A 19,716-nucleotide genomic window follows, 5' to 3' on the forward strand; every position below is an offset into this window, starting at 1 on the left:
CTCAGCGCCCTGCCGCATAGGCCTGCATCAATCGCGGGGTAGCAGCGGCGCGCAGCAATCCCGATGGTTCGCGCCGGGCGGCGGTCAGCCGTCCGATATCCCAATCCCCGGCGACGGTGACCAGATGCCCCCGGCGGCGCAGCTCGGCGATCGTCGTCTTGCCGACCCGGCCTTCGATCAACATGCCACCGGGCGAGCAGGTCCGAGGATGAAAGGATGCCGGAAAATGCGTCGAGTGATAGAGCGGCGCGTCGATCGCCGCCTGCAGATTGGTTTCATGATGAGCGTAGCGCAGGAAGAACGCGAGTTGCCACTGATCCTGCTGATCGCCGCCCGGCGTGCCGAAAGCCAGAAGCGGCTTGCCATCCCTGAGCGCAAGGGATGGCGTCAGCGTGGTTCTGGGCCGTTTGCCCGGTGCAAGCGATGTGGGAAGACCGTCCTCAAGCCAGAACATCTGGGCCCGGCTGTTCAGGCAGAAGCCCAGTTCGGGGATTACCGGGGAGCTTTGCAGCCAGCCGCCCGAAGGCGTCGTGGAAACCATGTTGCCCCAGCGATCGATCACGTCGATATGGACCGTATCGCCGCGCCTTTCCGAAAGATGCGCCATGGTGGGTTCATAGACCGCACCCGTGCCCATTCCTGCAAGCATCCGCATCGTCCGATCGCGCTGACCTTCGAAGCCGGGCACGGTGCCCGGTCGCAGCTCCATCGAGGCGCGCTCGCCGATCTGGGTTCGTCGGTGGGCGGCATAGGGCTCCGAGAGAAGCGTCTCCATCGGCACGTCATGGAAATCGGGATCGCCGTAATAGACTTCACGATCGGCATAGGCGAGCTTCATCGCCTCGATGACCGTATGAATGTAATCGGGCCCGTTCGGGTCCATCGTCGCCAGATCGAAACCTTCTAGGATCTTCAGCCCCTGCAGCAGGACTGGACCTTGGCCCCAGGGGCCGGTCTTGGCGATCGTCCAGTCATGATACGTGCCGAATTGGGGCTCTTCCACCGTGGCGTGCCATCCCGACATGTCTTCTGCGGTAAGGACGCCGCGATGCCGCTCGCCGGAGCCGTCCATCACCTCGGTTTCGCGGCAATAGCGGTCGATGGCCTCGGCGACGAACCCCTTGTAGAAGGCGTGGCGGGCAGCTTCGATCCCCGCATCACGGCCCGAGGCGGCATCTGCCTCGTCCAGAATGCGGCGCCAGGTACGGGCGAGGACCGGATTTCGGAACATGCTTTGTGCCGCGGGAACTTCGTCCCCCGGCATCCAGGTTTCCGCCGAGCTGGGCCACTCGGTCCGGAAGAAATCGGCAAGCTCTGCGATTGTGCCCGAAACGCGCGCCAGCAGGGGATGGCCGTGTTCGGCGTAGAAGATCGCCGGTTCAAGCACTTCGCGCAGGGTCATGGAACCATAGTCGCGCAGCATCAGCATCCAGCCGTCGAATGCGCCGGGAATGACCGTCGCCAGCAGACCGTTTCCGGGGATCAGGTCAAGCCCCTCGGACTTGTAGCGCGCGATGCTTGCCCCGGACGGAGCCGGGCCCTGCGCGCAGATCACTTCGGTGCGGCCCGTCGCTGCCGAATGGATGATCGCGGGCAGATCGCCACCCGGCCCGTTCAGATGGGGTTCGACCACCTGCAGCACGAAACCCGTGGCCACGGCGGCATCGAAAGCATTGCCGCCCTTTTCAAGAATGCTCATCCCGACGGCGGTCGCGATCCAATGCGTCGACGTGACGACGCCGAAAGTTCCGAGCAGTTCCGGGCGTGTGGTGAATTCCGTCATTTCAGGTCCTTGAAATCAGTGTTCGCGAGGGTCCAGCGCATCGCGCAGCCCGTCGCCAAGAAGGTTGAAGCCGATCACCACTAGGAAGATCGCGGCACCGGGCCACAGGGCCATCCAGGGGGCTTGAGAAAGAAAGTTCTTCGCCACGTTAAGCATCGACCCCCAACTGGGTGCCGGGGCTTGCTGCCCGAGGCCAAGAAAGGATAGCGAGGCCTCGGCTATGATCGCGGTCGCGATGGTCAGCGTCGCCTGCACGATGATGGGAGGCGCGATATTGGGCAGGATATAGCGCGACATGATGTCGAAATGCCCCAGCCCGATCGAACGAGCCCCCTCGACATAATCCTCGGTCCGGACGGAAAGAACCTGGCCCCGGGTCAACCGGATGAAGACGGGCATGGCGGAAAGCCCGATCGCGATCATGGCATTCGCAAGGCTCGGGCCGAGAAACGCGGCAAGGGCGATCGCCATGATGAGAAAGGGCATGGCAAGCAGTGCGTCCGTGAAGCGCGAAATCACCGTATCGACCCAGCCGCCAAAATAGCCGGCGGCCAGACCGATCGGAACGCCCGTCGCGACGGCAATCGCGACCGAAATGACGCCTGCCATCAGCGAAGCACGCGCGCCCCAGATCATGCGCGAAAGCACATCCCGGCCGATATCGTCGGTGCCGAACCAATGTTCGGCCGAAGGAGGCTTTCGGATCGCCGTCCAGCTCGTGGCCAAAGGATCGGGGATCGGGAGCAGCGGAGCCATGAGCGCCAGCAACACGAAGAAACCGACGATGGCCGCCCCGACCAGGGCTGCGGGGCTGCGTCGGAATTTGCCCCACACCCGATTACCCATGCGGGCGGAGCCCACCGCATTCGACTCGATGGCAGTCATAGCGCGGTCCTCATGCGGGGGTTGAGAAGGACATAAAGGACATCCGCCAGCAGGTTCATCAGCAAGAAGCCGATGGCGGTGCACAAGACGACCCCCTGCACGACTGCGTAATCCCGGTTGAAGACAGCATCTACGGTGAGCTTGCCGAAACCCGGAATGGTGAAGATCTGCTCGGTCAGGACCGCACCGGCCAGAAGCTCGCCGAAAAGCAATGCGGTCAGCGTGATGATGGGCAGGAGCGCGTTGCGAAAGCCGTGCTTCATCACCACCTCGCGCCGGGACAGCCCCTTTGCCTTTGCAGTACGGATGTAATCCGTCCCGAGCACGCCCAGCATGGCGGACCGCGTATGCCGCATCAGGGTCGCCGCCAGCGCCGTTCCCAGGACGAAAGCGGGCATCAGCATGGTCTGGATCGATCGGACCGGATCGACAAAGGGGGATTCGTAGCCAGAGGCCGGCAGCCAGCCAAGCCTGACCGATACAAGCAGGATCAGCATGATCCCCAGCCAGAAATTCGGGATCGACAGCCCAGAAAGAGCGACGATATTCGCGATCCAGTCAATCGGCCCACCCTTCCTCACGGCTGCGAGGATGCCGGCGGGAATGCCGATCAGCAGGGCAAACAGCATCGACATGATCGCAAGCTGGATGGTCACCGGCAGCTTCTGGGCGATCAGTTCAAGGACCGGCTGACCTGTCCTGAGTGAGGTCCCGAAATCGCCGGTCATGACCCCGCCCAGCCAGCGCAGGTATTGCACGGCAAAGGGATCGTTCAGGTGATATTGTTCGCGAAGGAATTCCAGGGTCGCGGGGTCGCGTTCCTCGCCTGCCAGGGCAAGCACCGGATCGCCCGGCAGCAGTTTCTGAAGCGAGAATACCAGCAGCGATACGATCAGCAGCGTGGGCAGGGCCACGAGGACGCGCTTGAGGATGAAGATCAGCATGAACAGGCTCTGGTCCTTGGCCGGCAGTTTCAGCCGGCAGTTCGGGAAGGCGGCGGGATAAGCCGCCTTCCCCGCATTGGCAGGATGGTCAGTCGGCGTCCGTCACGCCCTTCAGACGGATCATGCCGTCGGGATAGGCTTCAAACCCCTCGATGCCCTTGTCCATGGCAAAGACATATGTCTGATGCCCGAGGTAGATGATCGGAAGATCACGATCGAGGATCGCGGTCGCAGCGTCGTATTTCTGCTTGCGCGTCGCAGGATCGCTGGTCGCGCGCGCCTCGTTCAGCAACGCGTCGACCTCGGGATTGCAGTATTTCGCATCGTTGATGCCGCCCTCGCACGTGACGAACTGGTGGATATTGCCATCAGGATCGGGGCGGCCCGACCAGTCCGAGCGCGAAAGCTGGAAATTGCCGGCCGTCTGTTCAGAGAGCAGCGTGGCGAACTCGGTCGCCTTGAGCGAGACATCGAACCCTGCCTCGGCGACCATCGCCTGGATGACCTGCATCATCTGGGTGACGACCGGGTTGTTCGCGTGCTGCAGTTCGACCGGAACGCGGTCGAGCCCGGCCTCGGCAAGAAGCGCCCTGGCAGCCTCGACGTCGCGCGCGGGTACCGGAATCTCCTTGTTGAACCAGGGCGAGGTCGGGGCCCAAGGCTGGTTGCCGGCCTTGGCAGTGCCCTCGAACACGACCTGGTTCAGCGCATCACGATCGATCGCCAATGAAAATGCCTGACGGACGCGGGCGTCTTCTCCGATCGGGTTCTTGGCGCGATCGCCATTGTTGATATTGGCGTAGATCGCCATGTAGCCCAGGCCGACCGCTTCCTGTGTCGACAGTTTGGCGTCACCCTTGACGCTGGCGACATCGCTGGCCGCGACACGTTCGATCATGTCGAATTCGCCCGAGCGCAGGTTGGCCAGGCGCACTGTCGTATCAGGGACAGGCAGATAGACGACGCGATCGATGCTGACCTTGTCGGCATCGTAGTAATCCGCGAATTTCTCAAGCACGATACGGTCCTGCTGGATCCGTTCGACGAATTTGAATGGGCCCGAGCAGACCGGTTTCTGTCCGAAATCCGCTCCTGCCGCCTCGGCAGCGGTGGGCGAAATCATCATCCCGGCCCGGTCAGAAAGCTGCGCGAGCAGCGAGGCATCGGGCGCCTTCAGCGTGAACGTCACCTGCATCGGCCCCGTCGCCTCGACGGATTCGACGGACGAAAGCTCGGACTTGCGCCGCGATTCCGGCAAGGTCATCGAGCGGTTGATATTGTAGACCACGGCCTCGGCATCGAATGGCGTGCCATCGTGAAAGATCACGCCTTCGCGCAAATTCATGACCAGTTGCAGCCCGTCCTCGGTGGTGGACCAATCGGTGCCGAGCTGGGGCACGATATTCACGTCCTTGTCCAGATCGACCAGCTTGTCGCAGAGCCCGGTATAGACGATCCGGCCCACAAAAGTTCTGGACTGGTCCGGATCAAGCACGTCCGCATCATCCTGCAGGCCGATGCGAAGTTCGCTCGCTCTGGCAGGTGCGGAGATGGCGGCCAGAATTGCCGTCAGAGCTGCGGCAGAAAGCAGTGACTTCATCGTGTTTTTCTTCCCCTGTTGTTGTGTGTCGCATCCGGTTGATCCGGTCATTCCGACTTCTTCAAAATCCGGACCCGTCAATCGAGGTTTGCCGGATCAGTCTTTCCTGAAGCATCAGCAGGTGCTGACGCATATGTTCGGCCGCTGCCTGTGGGTCCCTTTCGGCGATGGCATCGATGATGTCGTGATGCTGGCGCCGGGTGACGTCACGCGTGCCATTTCCGCCTCGCGCCCGTTCGCGAATTGATTGCCATGCCTCGTCTTGGCGAAGCCTGTTCACCGTTTCGAACAAAGACAGAAACAGGCTGTTGCCCGAGGCCTGGGCGATGAGACGGTGGAGTGTTCCGTCCCAAAGCTCGCGTGCGTCGGCATCCTCGCATTGCACAATCCTGTCGGCCAATTCTCGCATCCGCGTGATCTGCTCGGCCGTCGCACGCATCGCGGCCAATGCGGCAAGCTGCGGTTCGATCCGAAGCCTCACTTCCATTATCTCGAGAAAGTCGGTCGTCGCGGCCAGCGCTTCGCCACCAGCGAGCGCAGGTGAGGGGCCGACGAAGGTGCCCGACCCCTGTCGACGCCAGATCAGCCCCTCGGCTTCGAGCACTTCAAGCGCCCGGCGGACCGCACGGCGTCCCACCCCCAGGGTCTCGGCAAGCCTGCGCTCGGTCGGCAACCTGCTCCCCGCGGCAATCCCGCCGGAGGTCAGATGCTGCCTGAGACGTTCGAGCGCATAGGCAGAATTGCCGTGTTCGGCGCGGAGCATGATGTCATCTGAAGCGGCGGGTGCGAGCGTGGGCATAAGGGAACCAATTTCATAACTGGTTTCATAATCGTCACGCTGAGTGGATTCGCAATGGCAAGGTTCGTCGGGGACGAAAAAGATTCGGGCCGGCGGCAAACTGCATGAATTATTGGCAATACCTGCCCGGAGCGACTAAGCTCGCGTCCGCGGATGCTAAGTGGGAATGGAACCACTGCAAAAAGAAATGGTCCCCTAAGGGGACCATTCGTAGCGGTTCAAACGGTAAGATCACGAGGCAAGGGCGGCCTTGTTCAACGCGTGTCGGCGCGCACAGCGCTGCGCGATCATTGCGCAAATCAAAAGCTGGGACATGTGATAGATCAGGACGGGCAAGACCGTGGCGCCGAGAGTCGAGACCGGGAAAAGAGCCGTGGCGATCGGCAGACCGCTTGCCAGGCTCTTGGTCGAGCCGCAGAAGAACAGAACCACCCTGTCCGGCTCGTTCAGGTTGAACACCTTGCCGGCGGCAATCATCAGCGCGAAAACCACGCCAAGGAACAGCAGCAGGACAAGGATCAGCACGACAAGGCTGATGGCCGGGATGCCTTTCCACAATCCCGAAACTGTGCCTGCGCTGAACGCGGAATAGACGATGAGCAGGATCGAACCGCGATCGACCGTCAAGGTCATGATCCTGTGCCGGCGTACGAAATCCCCGATCAGAGGGCGCAGCAGCTGACCGACGACGAACGGCAGCAGGATCTGCATGCCGATCCGCAGGACCGCATCAAGGCTGACGCCACCGCCGCCCTGATGCAGCATCAACGCGACCAGCGCCGGCGTCAGTGCCACCCCGATCAGGTTCGAAAACGAGGCAGCACAGATGGCCGCCGGCACATTCCCCTCGGCCATCGAGGTGAAGGCGATCGAGCTTTGAACCGTCGAGGGCAAAACCGCGAGGAACAGCAGGCCCAGCGTCATCTGCGGACCAAGAATGCCCCCGAAGACCCAGGCAAAGACGAGCCCGAGCAAAGGGAACATGACGTAGGTCGCGCCGAAGGTCAGACCCTGCAGTTTCCAGTTCGTCAGCCCCGCCCTGACGGAAGCGGAATCAAGCTTCGCGCCGTAAAGAAAGAACAGTGCCGCGACGGCCCAATAGGTGACGCCGCGCAGGATGTCTGCGGCGACCCCGTCCGCAGGCAGGATCAGCCCCAGCATGACCGTGCCGAGCAGCATGAGCATGTAATTGTCGATCCCGATGCGGCTGATCCAGGTCTTCATTCCCGACATCTCCCTAGTATCCCAGCGCCATGCCGTCCTTGCGGCTGTCCGACCCGCCTTCGAGCATGTTCGTATTGGGGTCAATGCGGATCGCCTGTGATCCGCCGAGTGGAGTGTCGAGAACCCGGATCACATGCCCGCGCGCAGCAAGCGCTTCACGCGTCTCGGCCGGCAGGCTCGCCTCGACCTCGAGCACGCCGTCAAAGGCGAAGCTGCGCGGTTGGTCCATCGCGGCTTGCAGCCCAAGGTCGCGGTCGATGACGCCCGACAGGAAGGCCGCGTGACCTGCTGCCTGATATTGTCCGCCCATCACGCCGAACGGCATCAGCACCTTGCCGTCCTTCGACAGCATGCCCGGAATGATCGTATGCATCGGCCTCTTGCCCGGCCCGATGGCATTGGGATGACCCTCGATCAGGCGGAACGAGGCGCCCCGGCTGTGGAACAATACACCGGTCACCGGATCAAGGCGGGTCGAACCGAAGCCGTGGAAAATGGAATTGATGAAGGATAGCGCGTTGCCCTCGGCATCGACCACGCAAAGATAGATCGTGTCCTTGTGTTCGGGCTCGTCCCAAAGCGCTGGTGGAAGTGCCCGGCTCATGTCGATGCGCGCGCGGAGTGTCTCGATAGCCTCATCCGAAAGCAGCTTCTCGGCCAAGCCCTCGCAGCAAGCTGGGTCGGCGATCAGGGCATCGCGATGGTAATAGGCAAGCTTGGTGGCCTCGGTGTGAAGATGGATACGGTCGGCTTCCGAACATGTGGCCAGGTCGAAGCCTTCGAGGATTCGCAGGATCATCAGCGCCGCCAGCCCCTGCCCGTTCGGCGGACATTCATGGACTTCGAAGCCGCGATAGCTTGTCGAGATCGGCTCGACCCATTCAGCGCCATCGCTGGCCTTGGCGAAGTCCTCTACCGTATGCAGGCCGCCAAGGCTTTGCAGATGCGCGACCATGCTCTCCGCCGCCGCACCCTCATAGAAAGCGGGGGCACCCTCTTGCGCGATCTCGCGCAGCCGCACAGCCAGCAACGGCTGCGCGTGCCTGCTGCCAGCCTCGGGTGCCCTGCCATCTGGAAGAAAGACCGCAGCGGCATGCTCGTCCGAACCGATCAGTTCCGCCGCGGCCGCCCAATCCTGCGCGACGCGCGATGTGACCGGATAGCCGTCTTCGGCATAGCCGATCGCGCGTTCGAAAAGCCTTTCGAGGGGCATTGAGCCATGATCGGCATGCAGTCGGCACCACGCCGAAACAGCGCCGGGAACGGTGACGGCATGTGCACTGGTCTGAGGGATCTGTTCGTCCAGCCCTGCGGCTTTCAATGCCGCCACAGTCGCGCCTGCTGGCGCCCTGCCCGAACCGTTCAGCGCTTTCACCGGCCCGCCCGCAGGCGCGTATAGCGCAAAGCAATCGCCTCCGATTCCCGTCATCAGCGGATCAACCACGGCTTGCACCGCCGATGCGGCGAGCCCGGCATCGACGGCGTTCCCGCCCGCGTTCAGGATCTCGAGCCCCGCCGCCGTCGCAAGCGGATGCGAAGTGGCAATCATTGCCTTGCCGGCAAAGGTCGAAGGGCGTCGTCCGGTAAGAAAGTCGTGGCGGCTCATCTTGGTCCCGTCATCAGATTCGTCTGGTCTCACCTATCGTTTATGTATACATATTGATTTGTCCAGTACACAATTCATGAGAGAGAGATGACGCGCAGCGAAAGATCGGCTGATCAGGTGCACTCGATCCTGTCCGATCGGATCGTCGCCGGCAGACTGCGGCCCGGCGATCCGCTGGCCGAAAGTACCCTCGCCGATGAATTCGGGCTGTCGCGCACGCCGATCCGCGAGGCGCTGCACAGGCTGGCATCCGAAGGGCTGGTGGAAAGGGGCGCTCGCCGCGCTTTCGTGGTTCGGCGCATGAGCGTCACCGATCTGCGCGATCTCTTCGAAACGCTGGGAGAAATAGAGGCAATCTGTGCCCGGCTCGCCGCACATCGCATGACCGAGATCGAGCGGGACGATCTGCGCAGGTTGCTGGGGCAGGAAAGGATTGATTATCCGCTGCTCAATGCGCGGTTTCATGATGCGCTTCGAACCGGTGCGCGCAACCACCTGATGTCCGGACTGCTTGAAGATCTCGACCGACGCAGCCTGCCGTGGCGGGACGCCAGTTTCCGCGCGCAGACCCGTCGGGTCGAGCAATCTCGCGCCGAGCATCTGGAGATTCTCGACGCGGTCCTTGCGCGGGACGGAGAACTGGCTGCCCGGCTGATGCGCGAGCACATGGCGAGTTCTCTCAGCGCCATTGCCGAGATGATCCGGGAAAGGCCCGGCCCGGGCGAACGCATTGTCGCCCGGCCAAGGTCCGGTGCGGTGCCGGACCTCGACTGAACCCGGAGATCAGGCGGCCGCGCTTTGCTCGATTCCGGCGATGTCGGCTTCCATCGCAAAGATCTGGGCGACGGCATTGGCAGCCTCGGCACCCTTCTTCACGAAATGCTCGCGGAAAAAGCCAGTGAGCAATTCGGTTTCCTGGTAGTTGTGAGGCGTCAGCGAAACCGAGAAACAGGGCACGCCGGTTTCCATGCCAGCCTGCATCAGGCCATTCACGACGGCGGCGGCGACAAAATCGTGGCGGTAGATCCCGCCATCGACGACCAAGGCCGCCGCGACGACAGCATCATAGCGACCGGTTTGCGCCAGTTTCTTGGCCACAAGCGGCATCTCGAAAGCGCCGGGCACGTCGTAGGCGTCGGTCACGACGCCCGGCATCAGGCGCGCGGCCTCGGCCAAAAAGCCTTCATGCGCGCGGTCGACGACATCGGAATGCCAACGAGCCTTGATGAAAGCGATACGGGAAGTTCTGGTGTTGATCGTCATGTTTTCAGGACCCCTGCGGTCGGTTGCGTCAGGTCCCAAGGCTGTGCCACGACGAACCCGACCAGGGGGCCGGGAACTTCGAGGTTCTCTTTCATCCGGACTATACCGTCGGCCCCGGAGTTTCACCGGATCTGCTGTCCCCCTGCATTTGCAAGGGCGCTCGCGGGCTATCACCGCCGGTGGGGAATCGCACCCCGCCCTGAGAATTTTTGCTGGATAGCAGCGCGCCGTTCAGCCTGCAATCCACCGCGTTACGGATAGGCGAAAAAAGAACGCGATGCGCAAAACTTAGCCACGAGCCATTGCCACCCCGCGGGCCCAGTTCGTCCGTAGGTTTTGTCGCGTTTCGCCGGGCATCTGCGGCTGAAATCCGGTGGTGCCTTCAACGCGTTCCACCGCCGGAAAGCCCAACGCGGAAAAAGCCATTGCGGCGGCACCTAAAGCCCCGACCTCTTCAACCTCGGATCTCAGGACGGGGCGATCAAGCAGGTCTGCCTGAAGCTGCATCAGGAACGAATTGACCGAGGCACCGCCATCGGCGCGCAGATCGGCGAGCGGATGGCCGATATCCAATTCCATTGCCTCGAATACATCGGTGATCTGATGGGCGATCGCTTCGAAGGTCGCGCGGGCCAGGTGGGCGGGACGGGTGGCATGGGTCATGCCGGTCACAAGCCCCGTCGCGCGGTCGTCCCAATGCGGCGCGCCAAGTCCAGCCAGCGCGGGAACGAACACGACGCCGCCTGCATCGGGCACGCTTTGGGCCAGATCGGACAGGGCCCGGGCGTCTTTCATCCCAAGCATCTGAGCCATGAAAGCCGAGGCCTGTGCCGAAACGGTGATATTTCCCTCCAGCGCATGGGCCACGCCGTTCCGGTCGCTCCAGGCGATTGTCCCGGAAAGACCGTGACCCGAGGCCATGCGATCGGGCGTCAGCGTCATCAGCGAGGAGCCCGTGCCGAATGTGGCCTTGACCGGACCCGGGGCCCGCACGCCATGACCGTAAAGCGCGGCATGGCTGTCGCCCATCATCGCCCGGATCGGCAGGCCGGCGGGCAGCGCAGTCACCCCCTCGACGGTCACTCCGAATTCGGCATCCGAGGCGACCGGATGCGGCAAGGCTGAGAGAGGTGCGCCGAACAGGGCGCAAAGCTCGGCGCTCCAGTCCAGCTTGTCGGTGTCGAAAAGCTGGCTTCGCGAGGCGTTGGAATGGTCCGTCAGGAAACTCGCGCCGCCGGTCAGCTTGTAAAGCAGCCAGGCATCTACGGTACCCGCCCGCAGCCGTCCTTGCCCGGCAAGCGCGGCCACATCAGGAAGATTGCGGATCGCCCAGCCCAGTTTCGATGCCGGAAAAAGCGGATTGATGGCCAGCCCCGTCAGCTCGACAACCCGGGCATCGTGACCCTGCGATTGCAGATGCGCGCAATCATCGGCCGTGCGACGGCATTGCCAGATGATAGCGGGCGCAACTGGCTCACCGTTTTCCGCATCCCACATGACCAGCGTTTCGCGTTGGTTCGCGATGGCCAAGGCGACGATTTCACCGGCATGCTGCGCGAGATCCGCGACGACCTTGCGGACGCTTTCCCAGATGTCCTGGGCTGACTGTTCGACCCAGCCGGGACGGGGATAATCCGTCACCAGCGGCGCTGAAGAGCGGGCATGTATGCGGCCGACGGGATCGACCAGCGCTGCCTTGGTATTCGTCGTGCCCTGATCTATGGCCAGGACGAGGGGTGCCTGGATCACTTTGACGCCCTTGTCATAGCGGCCCTGGCACGCTCGGCGATGCCTTCGGCGCTGAGCCCGTATTCCCTGAACAGCCACTCGACCGAGCCGGTCGGCAGGAAGCCGGGGAAGCCTATGCGCTCGACCGGGACCGGGCGATGGGCCGAGGTCAGCTCGGCCACTGCCCCGCCCAAACCACCCCGGACGGATGCTTCCTCGGCGGTGACGATGGCGCCGGTTTCCTCGGCGGCGGCCAGCACGGCGGCCTCGTCCAGCGGGTTCAGCGTCGCCATGTTCAGCACGCGGGCATTGATCCCCTCGGCTGCCAGCAGGTCCGCCGCAGCCAGGGCGATATGGGCGATCGTGCCATTGGCGATCAGGGTGACATCGCCGCCCGCACGCAGGATCTCGGCCTTGCCGGGGCGGAAGACGCGGTTCTCGACCGCGAGATCGGGAACCGGCATGCGCGACAGGCGCAGATAGACCGGGCCCTCGTGATCTGCGGCCCATTTCACCGCCTCGGCGGTCTCCCAAGCATCGGCGGGGACGATCACGGTGATGTTCGTGAGCGGCCGCAGCCAGGCGAAATCCTCGATCGAGTGATGCGTTGCGCCAAGTTCGCCATAGGCCACGCCCGAAGACTGGCCAACCAGCTTCACGTTGAAGCCGGCATAGGCGATATCGGCCTTGACTTGCTCCAGCGCGCGACCCGTAAGAAAGCAGGACGCGGCCGAGACGAAGGGCACCTTGCCGCCATTGGCAAGGCCCGCACCGACGCCGACCATGCATTGTTCCGCAATGCCGACATTGACCAGCCTGTCAGGGAACTGCTTCTGGAAGCCGCCGAGCTTGGAAGAGCCGATGGAATCATTCACGACGGCGACGATGCGCGGGTCGTTCGCGGCCAGATCGCAAAGGGTCAGGGACCATGCGTCGCGGCAATCCCGCAGACCTTCGGTTTTCACAGCGGGCGCGGCCATCAGACCAGTTCCTCCATGGCTTGTGCAAATTGTTCGGTATTGGGCACGCCGTGGTGCCAGCCAGCCTGGTTTTCCATGAAGGACACACCCTTGCCCTTGACGGTATTGGCGATGATGCAGAGCGGCTTGCCGCGGCCCTTGGGCGAGGCGGATAGCAGCGCCAGAAGCGCGCCGACGTCATGGCCATCGGCCATTTCGACATGGAAGCCGAAGGCGCGATACTTGTCGTCCAGCGGATCAAGACCCGCCGTCTGCTCGGTCCCCTGCCCTTGCTGCAAGCGATTACGGTCGATGATCAGGGTCAGGTTCTCGAGCTTGCGATGGCCGGCGGTCATCGCGGCCTCCCAGTTCGAGCCCTCCTGCTGCTCGCCGTCGCCGGTCAGCACGAAGGTGCGGTAATCCGCCCCCGATATCTGGCCGGCAATGGCGATGCCGACCGCGACCGGGAAACCGTGGCCCAAGGGACCGGTATTGGTCTCGATCCCCGGCAGGTAGTTTCGGTTCGGGTGGCCGTTCAGCAGCGATTTCGGCTGCATGTAGGTCTTGAGCCAGTCCTCGGGGTAATAGCCCGCGGCGCAGAGTGCGGTGTAAAGCGCGCCGGTGGCATGGCCCTTGGACATGATGAAGCGGTCGCGGCTCGCGAGGTCGGGCTGCGCCGGATCGTAGTTCATGACACCGAAATACAGCGTCGCCATGATGTCGATGGCCGAGAAGTCGCCGCCGGGATGGCCGAGCTGCGCCTCGTGGACCATGCGGAAGGCGGTGCGGCGCATCCACAGCGCCTTTTCGCGGATCAGGGCCGCGGGATCGTTTTCGAGTGTCATGTCACCCTCGCATCAGAAACGGTTGGGAATGAAGAGCTGGGGCTCGGGCTCGGCCTCATGGTGATAGATCGGCCAGCCGAGATAGCGGGTCACCGCCTCCTCGACGACATCGGCGTGATGGCCGCGCACCATGGCGACGTGATGCTCGAAGCCGTTCTGGCTGACGAAGCGCATCAGTTTGCGCAGGTTCGGCACGCGGGTCACCGCGATGCCGCCATCCATCGGGAAGGGGTGGTCGGTGAACTCGCCCTGGCCGAGGTAGCATTTCACTCGGCCGAGGCGGTCGTCGGTGGACAGGCGGAAATAGGTCATCGGGCCGGGCTTCACCTTGCCCTTGACCGCGCCGAAGCATTTCGACTTGCCGATGGTCGCGCCCAGAACGTCGAGCTCGCTGATCTCGGGCGTGTCGCCGATGAAGCTTTTCGGATAGTTGCCGCAATGGGTGCAGACGCAAAGATCCTGCTCGTAGCCGTAATTGTTGTTCCAGTCGAGCAGCGCCGGCGGCGCGCCCGAGGCCAGAGCCAGCGCATACATCGAGACCGCGCCGATCACGTCGACCTCGCAGGCCGAAGGCATCAGCTCTTCGCCCATCATCGACATGGTGACGCAGGTGGCGCAGCCGAAATTGTCCTGCAGAGAGCGCCAGCACTGGATCGCCGAAGCGTCGCAGCCATTCTCCTCGATCCAGCGGTTGACGGCGAGGGTCCACTTGGCTTGTTTCAGGATCTGGCCGGGCTGGATATGGGCGGGGATCGTGCCATAGGCCTTGATCTTCTCGATCTTGGCCAGCAGGTCCGGGTCCGCGTCCGGGATCGCGGCGGCCGCGCCGATCATCTCGGAGAGGTCCACCGTCACCACCGTCAGGCCCGAGGCCTGCAGCAGCTTTTCCGAATAGCGCATGGTCTGGAAGGCGCCGGTGCGTGCCCCGATCGAGCCGATGCGGGCGTTCCTGAGCCCCCTCACGGTGCGGCAGACGCGGGCGAAACGGTCGAGATCGCGGCCGAATTCCTCGCCCCAGGTGTCGCAGGTATGGTTCGTCGTCTCGCTGAAGGCGATGCCATATTGCCAGAAATTGTTCGAGACCGAGAGCTTGCCGCAGAAGGCGTCGCGCCGCTCGGCGACCGAAACCTTGTCGACCTCATCGTTCGAGGCCTGCAGCAGGATCGGCACGTCCAGCTTGGCGCGGTTGACCAGCTCGGCAATGGCAATCTCGTCGCCGAAATTAGGAAGGCAGATCACCAGCCCGTCGATGCGGTCGCGGTTTTCCTTGAAATGCGCGGCGTAGAGCTCGGCATCCGCGATGGACTGGACGGCTCCATTGGCAGTCGCCTCGTAAGGCAGGGTGACCGCCTCGATTCCCAGTCGCTCGAGCTGGGCCAGAACCTCGTCGCGCGCGGCCTTGCAGGGCGCGGGGCTGAAGAAGGCCCGGCTGCCGATGACCACGCCGAGGCAGACCTTGCGGCGGATGGTAAGCGTCATGAATTTCCTCCCGACAGGGACCGCGCTCGCATCGCGGTCAATCGAAAATGTTTCGTTTGTTTTCGATTATTGAGTTTTTAATCTGAATCCATCCGTCCACGCAAGACAAAGCTATCAGCCAGATCTTTGTTTTCAGCCCCGCTCCAGCGTTTCTTCGTCCATATTTCCTTGCCGCGCCTGCGAAATACGTCGCTGCGCTTGCGGAATCCGTTCAGCATTCTCCGCCAGCCGAGATCAAAATCAAATCGCATAATTCGAAAACACTTGACTGAAAACGCCAACAAGAAGCAGGAATAACTCAGAGGAGTCGCTGCCGGTCCGGCGGCACAATGGGAGGAAGACCATGAACCTGAAACGCCGCATCCTGGTGTCGGCCATGGCATTGGCCATGGCGGGCGCGTTGCCCTCGCTGGCCGCCGCCGCCGATACCATCGCCATCATCACGCCGAGCCATGACAACCCGTTCTTCAAGGCCGAGGCCGACGGCGCCGCCGCCAAGGCCAAGGAGCTGGGCTACGAGGCGATGGTGCTGGTCCATGACGATGACGCGAACAAGCAGTCGCAGCTGTTCGACAGCGCCATCGCGGCAGGCGTCAAGGCAATCGTTCTGGACAATGCGGGCGCCGACGCCTCGGTCGCCGCCGTGCAGAAGGCCAAGGATGCGGGTATTCCAAGCTTCCTGATCGACCGCGAAATCACCGCTTCGGGCGTCGCCGTCAGCCAGATCGTGTCGAACAACTATCAGGGCGCCCAGCTTGGCGCCGAGGAATTCGTCAAGCTGATGGGCGAGGCTGGCGACTATGCCGAGCTTCTGGGCAAGGAATCCGACACCAATGCCGGCATCCGGTCGCAGGGCTATCACGACGTGATCGACCAGTATCCCGATCTCAAGATGGTCGCCCAGCAGACCGCGAACTGGTCGCAGACCGAGGCCTACACGGTCATGGAATCGATGCTGCAGGCCAATCCGGGGATCAAGGGCGTGATCTCGGGCAATGACACCATGGCGATGGGCGCCTGGGCCGCGCTGGAGGCCGCCGGCAGGACTGACGTGATCGTTGTGGGCTTCGACGGATCGAACGACGTCCGCGATTCGATCCTCAAGGGCGGGATCAAGGCCACCGTCCTTCAGCCCGCCTACAGCCAGGCGCAAATGGCCGTGGAACAGGCCGACACCTTCCTCAAGACCGGCTCGACCGGCGTCGAGGAAAAGCAACTGATGGATTGCATCCTGATCAATGGCGACAATGCGGCGAAACTCGAAACCTTCGCATTGAACTGATCCTTGAGGCCCGGCGCCACGATGTGCGCCGGGCATTCAGAAGTCGCGAGAATCCCATGAAACGCATCATTCTGGTCGCGGCCTGCCTGGCGGCAAGCTTCGGCCTCAGCGCCTGCAAGATCGTCAAAACCCAAGCCCCCGACGAAAAATCCCCTGCCGCCGATGCCAGTGGCGACGATGCCCGCATCAGCGCGCTTCTGGCCGAAACATGGGAGCCCAGGCTGCTGCCCGTGATCCGTGAAAAAGCGGTTCCCGTCACCGACCTGCGCAATGCCGTCGCAGGTGGCATTGAGGCTGCGGGAAAGGCCCATGGCAAGGCTGGCTCGGGCGCCGGGGCTGCATGGAACTTCGCCATCAAGGGCGAGGGCAAGGTCGTCGAGGCCAAACTCGACAGCCGGGCCCGGACATTGGGCATCGACACCGATGGCGACAGCTCGCCAGATGTGACGCTGCAACTCGGCCCGGTCGTCAAGGGTACGGCCCTGCGCGACTTCTCGCCCTTCTACGATTTCACCAATTTCCGCGACCAGATCGAATTCGCCAAGCTTGGGCGTGCGCTGAATGACACGGCCTCGACCGCGCTTACCCTGCCCGAGGGCGATCCGACCGGCAAGACCGCAACGTTCATCGGCGTCTTTGCCATTCGCTCGGCATCCGAGCCGTGGCTGATCACGCCAATTTCGGTCGAGTTCGCACAATGACGGAACAGCATCCCGTCGGTCTGACGATCCGCAACGGCGTCAAGGTCTATCCCGGGACCGTCGCGCTGAAAGGTGTCGATTTCGACCTGCGCATGGGCGCGGTCAATGTGCTGGTCGGCGAAAACGGCGCGGGCAAGTCGACGATGATGAAGGTCATCGCCGGTGTCGAAGCGTTGACCGAGGGCGAAATCACCCGCGACGGGAAGGTGGTGCATTTCCACTCCAAGGCGGATGCGGTGGCCCACGGAATCGGCATCGTCTTTCAGGAATTGAACCTGTTTCCGAACCTGACCGTTGCCGAGAATATCTTCATCGGCCGTGAGCCGACCCGTGCAGGCGTCGATATCGACCGCGATCATCAACGGACCGAGACCGCAAGGCTGATGAAAAGGCTGGAACAGCCGATCGACCCGGATACACCCCTTGGCAACCTGCGCATCGGCCAGCAGCAGATCGTCGAGATTGCCAAGGCGCTGGCACAGGATGCCGAGATCCTCATCCTGGACGAACCGACTTCGGCGCTTTCCGCCTCGGAGGTGGAGGTCCTGTTTCGCGTCATCGCCGATCTGAAGGCGCATGGGGTGGGCATCGTTTATATCAGCCATCGGCTCGAGGAACTGATCCGCATCGGCGATTACATCACCGTGCTCCGGGACGGCGAGATCACCGGCTCACGCCCGATGCAGGGTGTGGACATCCCGTGGATCGTGCGCGCGATGATCGGCGACAGTTCGAAGGAGTTCGGACGCACGGAGCCGCCCAGTTTCGGTGACGAGGTCTTCCGCGCCGAGGAAGTCGTCTTGCCCCGCCCAGGTGGTGGCAATGCGGTGGATCATGTGTCGCTTTCCGTCCGCGCGGGCGAGATCCTTGGGCTCTACGGTTTGATGGGCGCTGGTCGCACCGAGTTTCTGGAATGCGTCATGGCCCAGCACCCGCATTCCGGCGGCCGCTTCTTCGTCGACGGCAAGCCACTGACCGAAAAGGACGTGACCGGACGTATCCGGCGCGGCATCGCGCTCATCCCAGAGGACCGTAAGCGCGACGGCCTCGTCCAGATCATGGCGATCCGCGAGAATCTGACCCTGTCATCTCTGGACAGGTTCTCGCGGGCCTTCCATCTGGACCTGCGGGCCGAGGCCAGGACCGCGATCGACTTCATCAAGCGCCTGACAATCAAGGTCGCGAGCCCCGAAAATCCGGTTTCCAGCCTGTCGGGCGGAAATCAGCAAAAGGTCGTCATCGGCAAGGCCCTGATGACCAATCCCAAGATCCTCTTGATGGACGAGCCTTCGCGCGGCATCGATATTGGCGCGAAGGCCGAGGTCTTTCGAACCATGCGCCAGTTGGCCGCCGATGGTCTGGGGATACTCTTTGTCACCTCCGATCTGGATGAGGTCCTGGCCCTTTCGGATCGCATCATCGTCATGGCCGATGGCCGGATCACCGGAGAATTCGAAAGCGGCGTCGACGCCGCCCGGGTGATCGCTGCCACCGCCCCCGCCAAGGAGACCGCCGCATGAGCGCCACCGCCACCACATCGAGCCCGGCCGTTTCACCGGCGACGAGCGCGCTTCTGCTGCTGCTCAGGATGCGGACCTTCGTCGCGCTGATCCTGGTCTTCGCCTTCTTCGCGATCAATGCGCCGAACTTCCTCAGTACCGCCAACGCCGTGATCATCGCCAAACATGTCGCGCTGAACGCCTTTCTGGCGATCGGCATGACCTTTGTCATCATCACCGGCGGTATCGACCTGTCGGTCGGCTCGATCGTCGGGCTTTGCGGCATGGTCGCCGGTTGGCTGGTGCTTTACGGCATCGACCTGAACGCGGTCGGCCTGGCCTATTCGATTCAGTTCAATACGTTGGAAGTTGCCCTGATCACGGTTCTGGTCGGCATGTTCGTCGGGCTGATCAACGGGCTGCTGATCACCAAGCTGAATGTCGCGCCCTTCATCGCTACGCTCGGCACGCTTTACGTCGCGCGGGGCGCGGCGCTGCTTTCATCGGGCGGGCGGACCTTTCCGAACCTTTCGGGCAATGCGGAATACGGCTCGGGCAGCTTCCCATATATCGGCACCGGCAACCTTTTCGGGTTGCCTTTCATGATCTGGATGTTGCTCGCCGTAGCGTTGATCGCCGCTTATATCGCGGGCAGGACGCCATTGGGCCGACATATCTACGCCGTCGGCGGCAACGAACGGGGCGCTGCGCTATCGGGCGTCAAGGTCAACCGAGTCAAGATCTACGTCTATGTCTTTTCCGGCTTCTGTGCCGCGCTCGTCGGGCTCATCATCGCAAGCCAGTTACAGGCCAGCCACCCGGCTACGGGGGAAACGTTCGAACTGAACGCCATCGCCGCCGCCGTACTCGGAGGCACCTCGATGTCCGGCGGACGTGGACGTATCGGAGGGACAATCGTCGGCGCCTTTGTGATCGGCATTCTTTCGGACGGGCTCATCATGATGGGGGTTTCGTCTTTCTGGCAGACGGTCATCAAGGGACTTGTCATCATCGCAGCCGTCGTGATCGACCAGGCGCAAAGCCGCCTGCAGGCACGTGTCGCCCTGCAACAGGAAGCCGCGGCCGCTCAGACAGCCTGACGCGCTTTGCCAATTGGTC

17 protein-coding genes and 1 riboswitch are annotated in these 19,716 nt (G+C 62.8%); of the genes, 5 read left to right on the forward strand and 12 right to left on the reverse strand.

All coding sequences use genetic code 11. The features are described from left to right. Position 1: 1 nt before the first annotated feature. The 7 genes from RGQ15_RS18030 to RGQ15_RS18060 form a co-directional block, all read right to left on the reverse strand. Entirely contained in the window at positions 2-1,783 is a 1,782-nt protein-coding gene (locus RGQ15_RS18030; protein WP_311162099.1) for a gamma-glutamyltransferase family protein, read from the reverse strand. A gap of 15 nt (positions 1,784-1,798) precedes the next feature. Beyond that, the gene (locus RGQ15_RS18035) at positions 1,799-2,668 is read right to left on the reverse strand and encodes an ABC transporter permease (RefSeq protein WP_311162100.1); all 870 of its coding nucleotides are present in this window, start codon (positions 2,666-2,668) and stop codon (positions 1,799-1,801) included. After that, on the reverse strand, positions 2,665-3,612 hold the full coding sequence (locus tag RGQ15_RS18040) for an ABC transporter permease (protein WP_311162101.1): 948 nt from the start codon (positions 3,610-3,612) through the stop codon (positions 2,665-2,667). The genes RGQ15_RS18035 and RGQ15_RS18040 overlap by 4 nt, the downstream gene beginning before the upstream one ends. A gap of 88 nt (positions 3,613-3,700) precedes the next feature. Then, the gene (locus tag RGQ15_RS18045) at positions 3,701-5,212 is read right to left on the reverse strand and encodes an ABC transporter substrate-binding protein (RefSeq protein ID WP_311162103.1); all 1,512 of its coding nucleotides are present in this window, start codon (positions 5,210-5,212) and stop codon (positions 3,701-3,703) included. Between the two features lie 61 nt (positions 5,213-5,273). Continuing rightward, complete coding sequence (locus RGQ15_RS18050; protein ID WP_311162105.1) at positions 5,274-5,975, reverse strand: FadR/GntR family transcriptional regulator; 702 nt, start codon at positions 5,973-5,975, stop codon at positions 5,274-5,276. A gap of 267 nt (positions 5,976-6,242) precedes the next feature. Beyond that, positions 6,243-7,235 carry a bile acid:sodium symporter family protein gene (locus RGQ15_RS18055; RefSeq protein ID WP_311162106.1) on the reverse strand — a complete coding sequence of 331 codons (993 nt, stop codon included), beginning with the start codon at positions 7,233-7,235 and terminating at the stop codon, positions 6,243-6,245. Positions 7,236-7,248: 13 nt separating this feature from the next. Continuing rightward, positions 7,249-8,841, reverse strand: a complete 1,593-nt coding sequence (locus RGQ15_RS18060) for a gamma-glutamyltransferase family protein (protein WP_311162107.1) — start codon at positions 8,839-8,841, stop codon at positions 7,249-7,251. 87 nt (positions 8,842-8,928) lie between these two features. On the opposite strand from RGQ15_RS18060, the gene RGQ15_RS18065 reads away from it, so the two are divergent. Next, positions 8,929-9,615: a GntR family transcriptional regulator gene (locus RGQ15_RS18065; RefSeq protein WP_311162108.1), complete on the forward strand. Its 687-nt coding sequence runs from the start codon at positions 8,929-8,931 to the stop codon at positions 9,613-9,615. Between the two features lie 9 nt (positions 9,616-9,624). Here the strand turns inward: RGQ15_RS18065 and RGQ15_RS18070 are convergent, their stop codons facing one another. The 5 genes from RGQ15_RS18070 to RGQ15_RS18090 all read right to left on the reverse strand — a co-directional run bounded on the left by RGQ15_RS18070 (position 9,625) and on the right by RGQ15_RS18090 (position 15,115). Next, entirely contained in the window at positions 9,625-10,104 is a 480-nt protein-coding gene (locus RGQ15_RS18070) for a 6,7-dimethyl-8-ribityllumazine synthase (RefSeq protein ID WP_311162109.1), read from the reverse strand. Positions 10,105-10,183: 79 nt separating this feature from the next. Further along, a riboswitch (FMN riboswitch) is annotated at positions 10,184-10,315 on the reverse strand. A gap of 77 nt (positions 10,316-10,392) precedes the next feature. After that, positions 10,393-11,853, reverse strand: a complete 1,461-nt coding sequence (locus tag RGQ15_RS18075; RefSeq protein WP_311162110.1) for an FGGY-family carbohydrate kinase — start codon at positions 11,851-11,853, stop codon at positions 10,393-10,395. Further along, entirely contained in the window at positions 11,850-12,812 is a 963-nt protein-coding gene (locus RGQ15_RS18080) for a transketolase family protein (protein WP_311162111.1), read from the reverse strand. The genes RGQ15_RS18075 and RGQ15_RS18080 overlap by 4 nt, the downstream gene beginning before the upstream one ends. Beyond that, a complete protein-coding gene (locus RGQ15_RS18085) occupies positions 12,812-13,636 on the reverse strand; it encodes a transketolase (protein ID WP_311162112.1) in 825 nt (274 codons plus the stop codon). Before RGQ15_RS18085 ends, RGQ15_RS18080 begins: the two co-directional genes overlap by 1 nt. Positions 13,637-13,648: 12 nt before the next feature. Then, positions 13,649-15,115 carry an L-fucose/L-arabinose isomerase family protein gene (locus tag RGQ15_RS18090; protein ID WP_311162114.1) on the reverse strand — a complete coding sequence of 489 codons (1,467 nt, stop codon included), beginning with the start codon at positions 15,113-15,115 and terminating at the stop codon, positions 13,649-13,651. 343 nt (positions 15,116-15,458) lie between these two features. On the opposite strand from RGQ15_RS18090, the gene RGQ15_RS18095 reads away from it, so the two are divergent. Genes RGQ15_RS18095 through RGQ15_RS18110 form a run of 4 tightly spaced genes read left to right on the forward strand, consistent with a single transcriptional unit; the run spans position 15,459 to position 19,697 of the window. Next, on the forward strand, positions 15,459-16,397 hold the full coding sequence (locus RGQ15_RS18095) for a D-ribose ABC transporter substrate-binding protein (RefSeq protein WP_311162116.1): 939 nt from the start codon (positions 15,459-15,461) through the stop codon (positions 16,395-16,397). Positions 16,398-16,453: 56 nt separating this feature from the next. Next, complete coding sequence (locus tag RGQ15_RS18100) at positions 16,454-17,098, forward strand: DUF2291 family protein (RefSeq protein WP_311162117.1); 645 nt, start codon at positions 16,454-16,456, stop codon at positions 17,096-17,098. Beyond that, on the forward strand, positions 17,095-18,618 hold the full coding sequence (locus RGQ15_RS18105; RefSeq protein ID WP_311162119.1) for a sugar ABC transporter ATP-binding protein: 1,524 nt from the start codon (positions 17,095-17,097) through the stop codon (positions 18,616-18,618). The genes RGQ15_RS18100 and RGQ15_RS18105 overlap by 4 nt, the downstream gene beginning before the upstream one ends. Further along, positions 18,615-19,697 carry an ABC transporter permease gene (locus RGQ15_RS18110; RefSeq protein ID WP_311162120.1) on the forward strand — a complete coding sequence of 361 codons (1,083 nt, stop codon included), beginning with the start codon at positions 18,615-18,617 and terminating at the stop codon, positions 19,695-19,697. Before RGQ15_RS18105 ends, RGQ15_RS18110 begins: the two co-directional genes overlap by 4 nt. Positions 19,698-19,716: the final 19 nt, after the last annotated feature.

The sequence above is a fragment of the Paracoccus sp. MBLB3053 genome (assembly GCF_031822435.1).
Classification (GTDB): domain Bacteria; phylum Pseudomonadota; class Alphaproteobacteria; order Rhodobacterales; family Rhodobacteraceae; genus Paracoccus; species Paracoccus aurantius.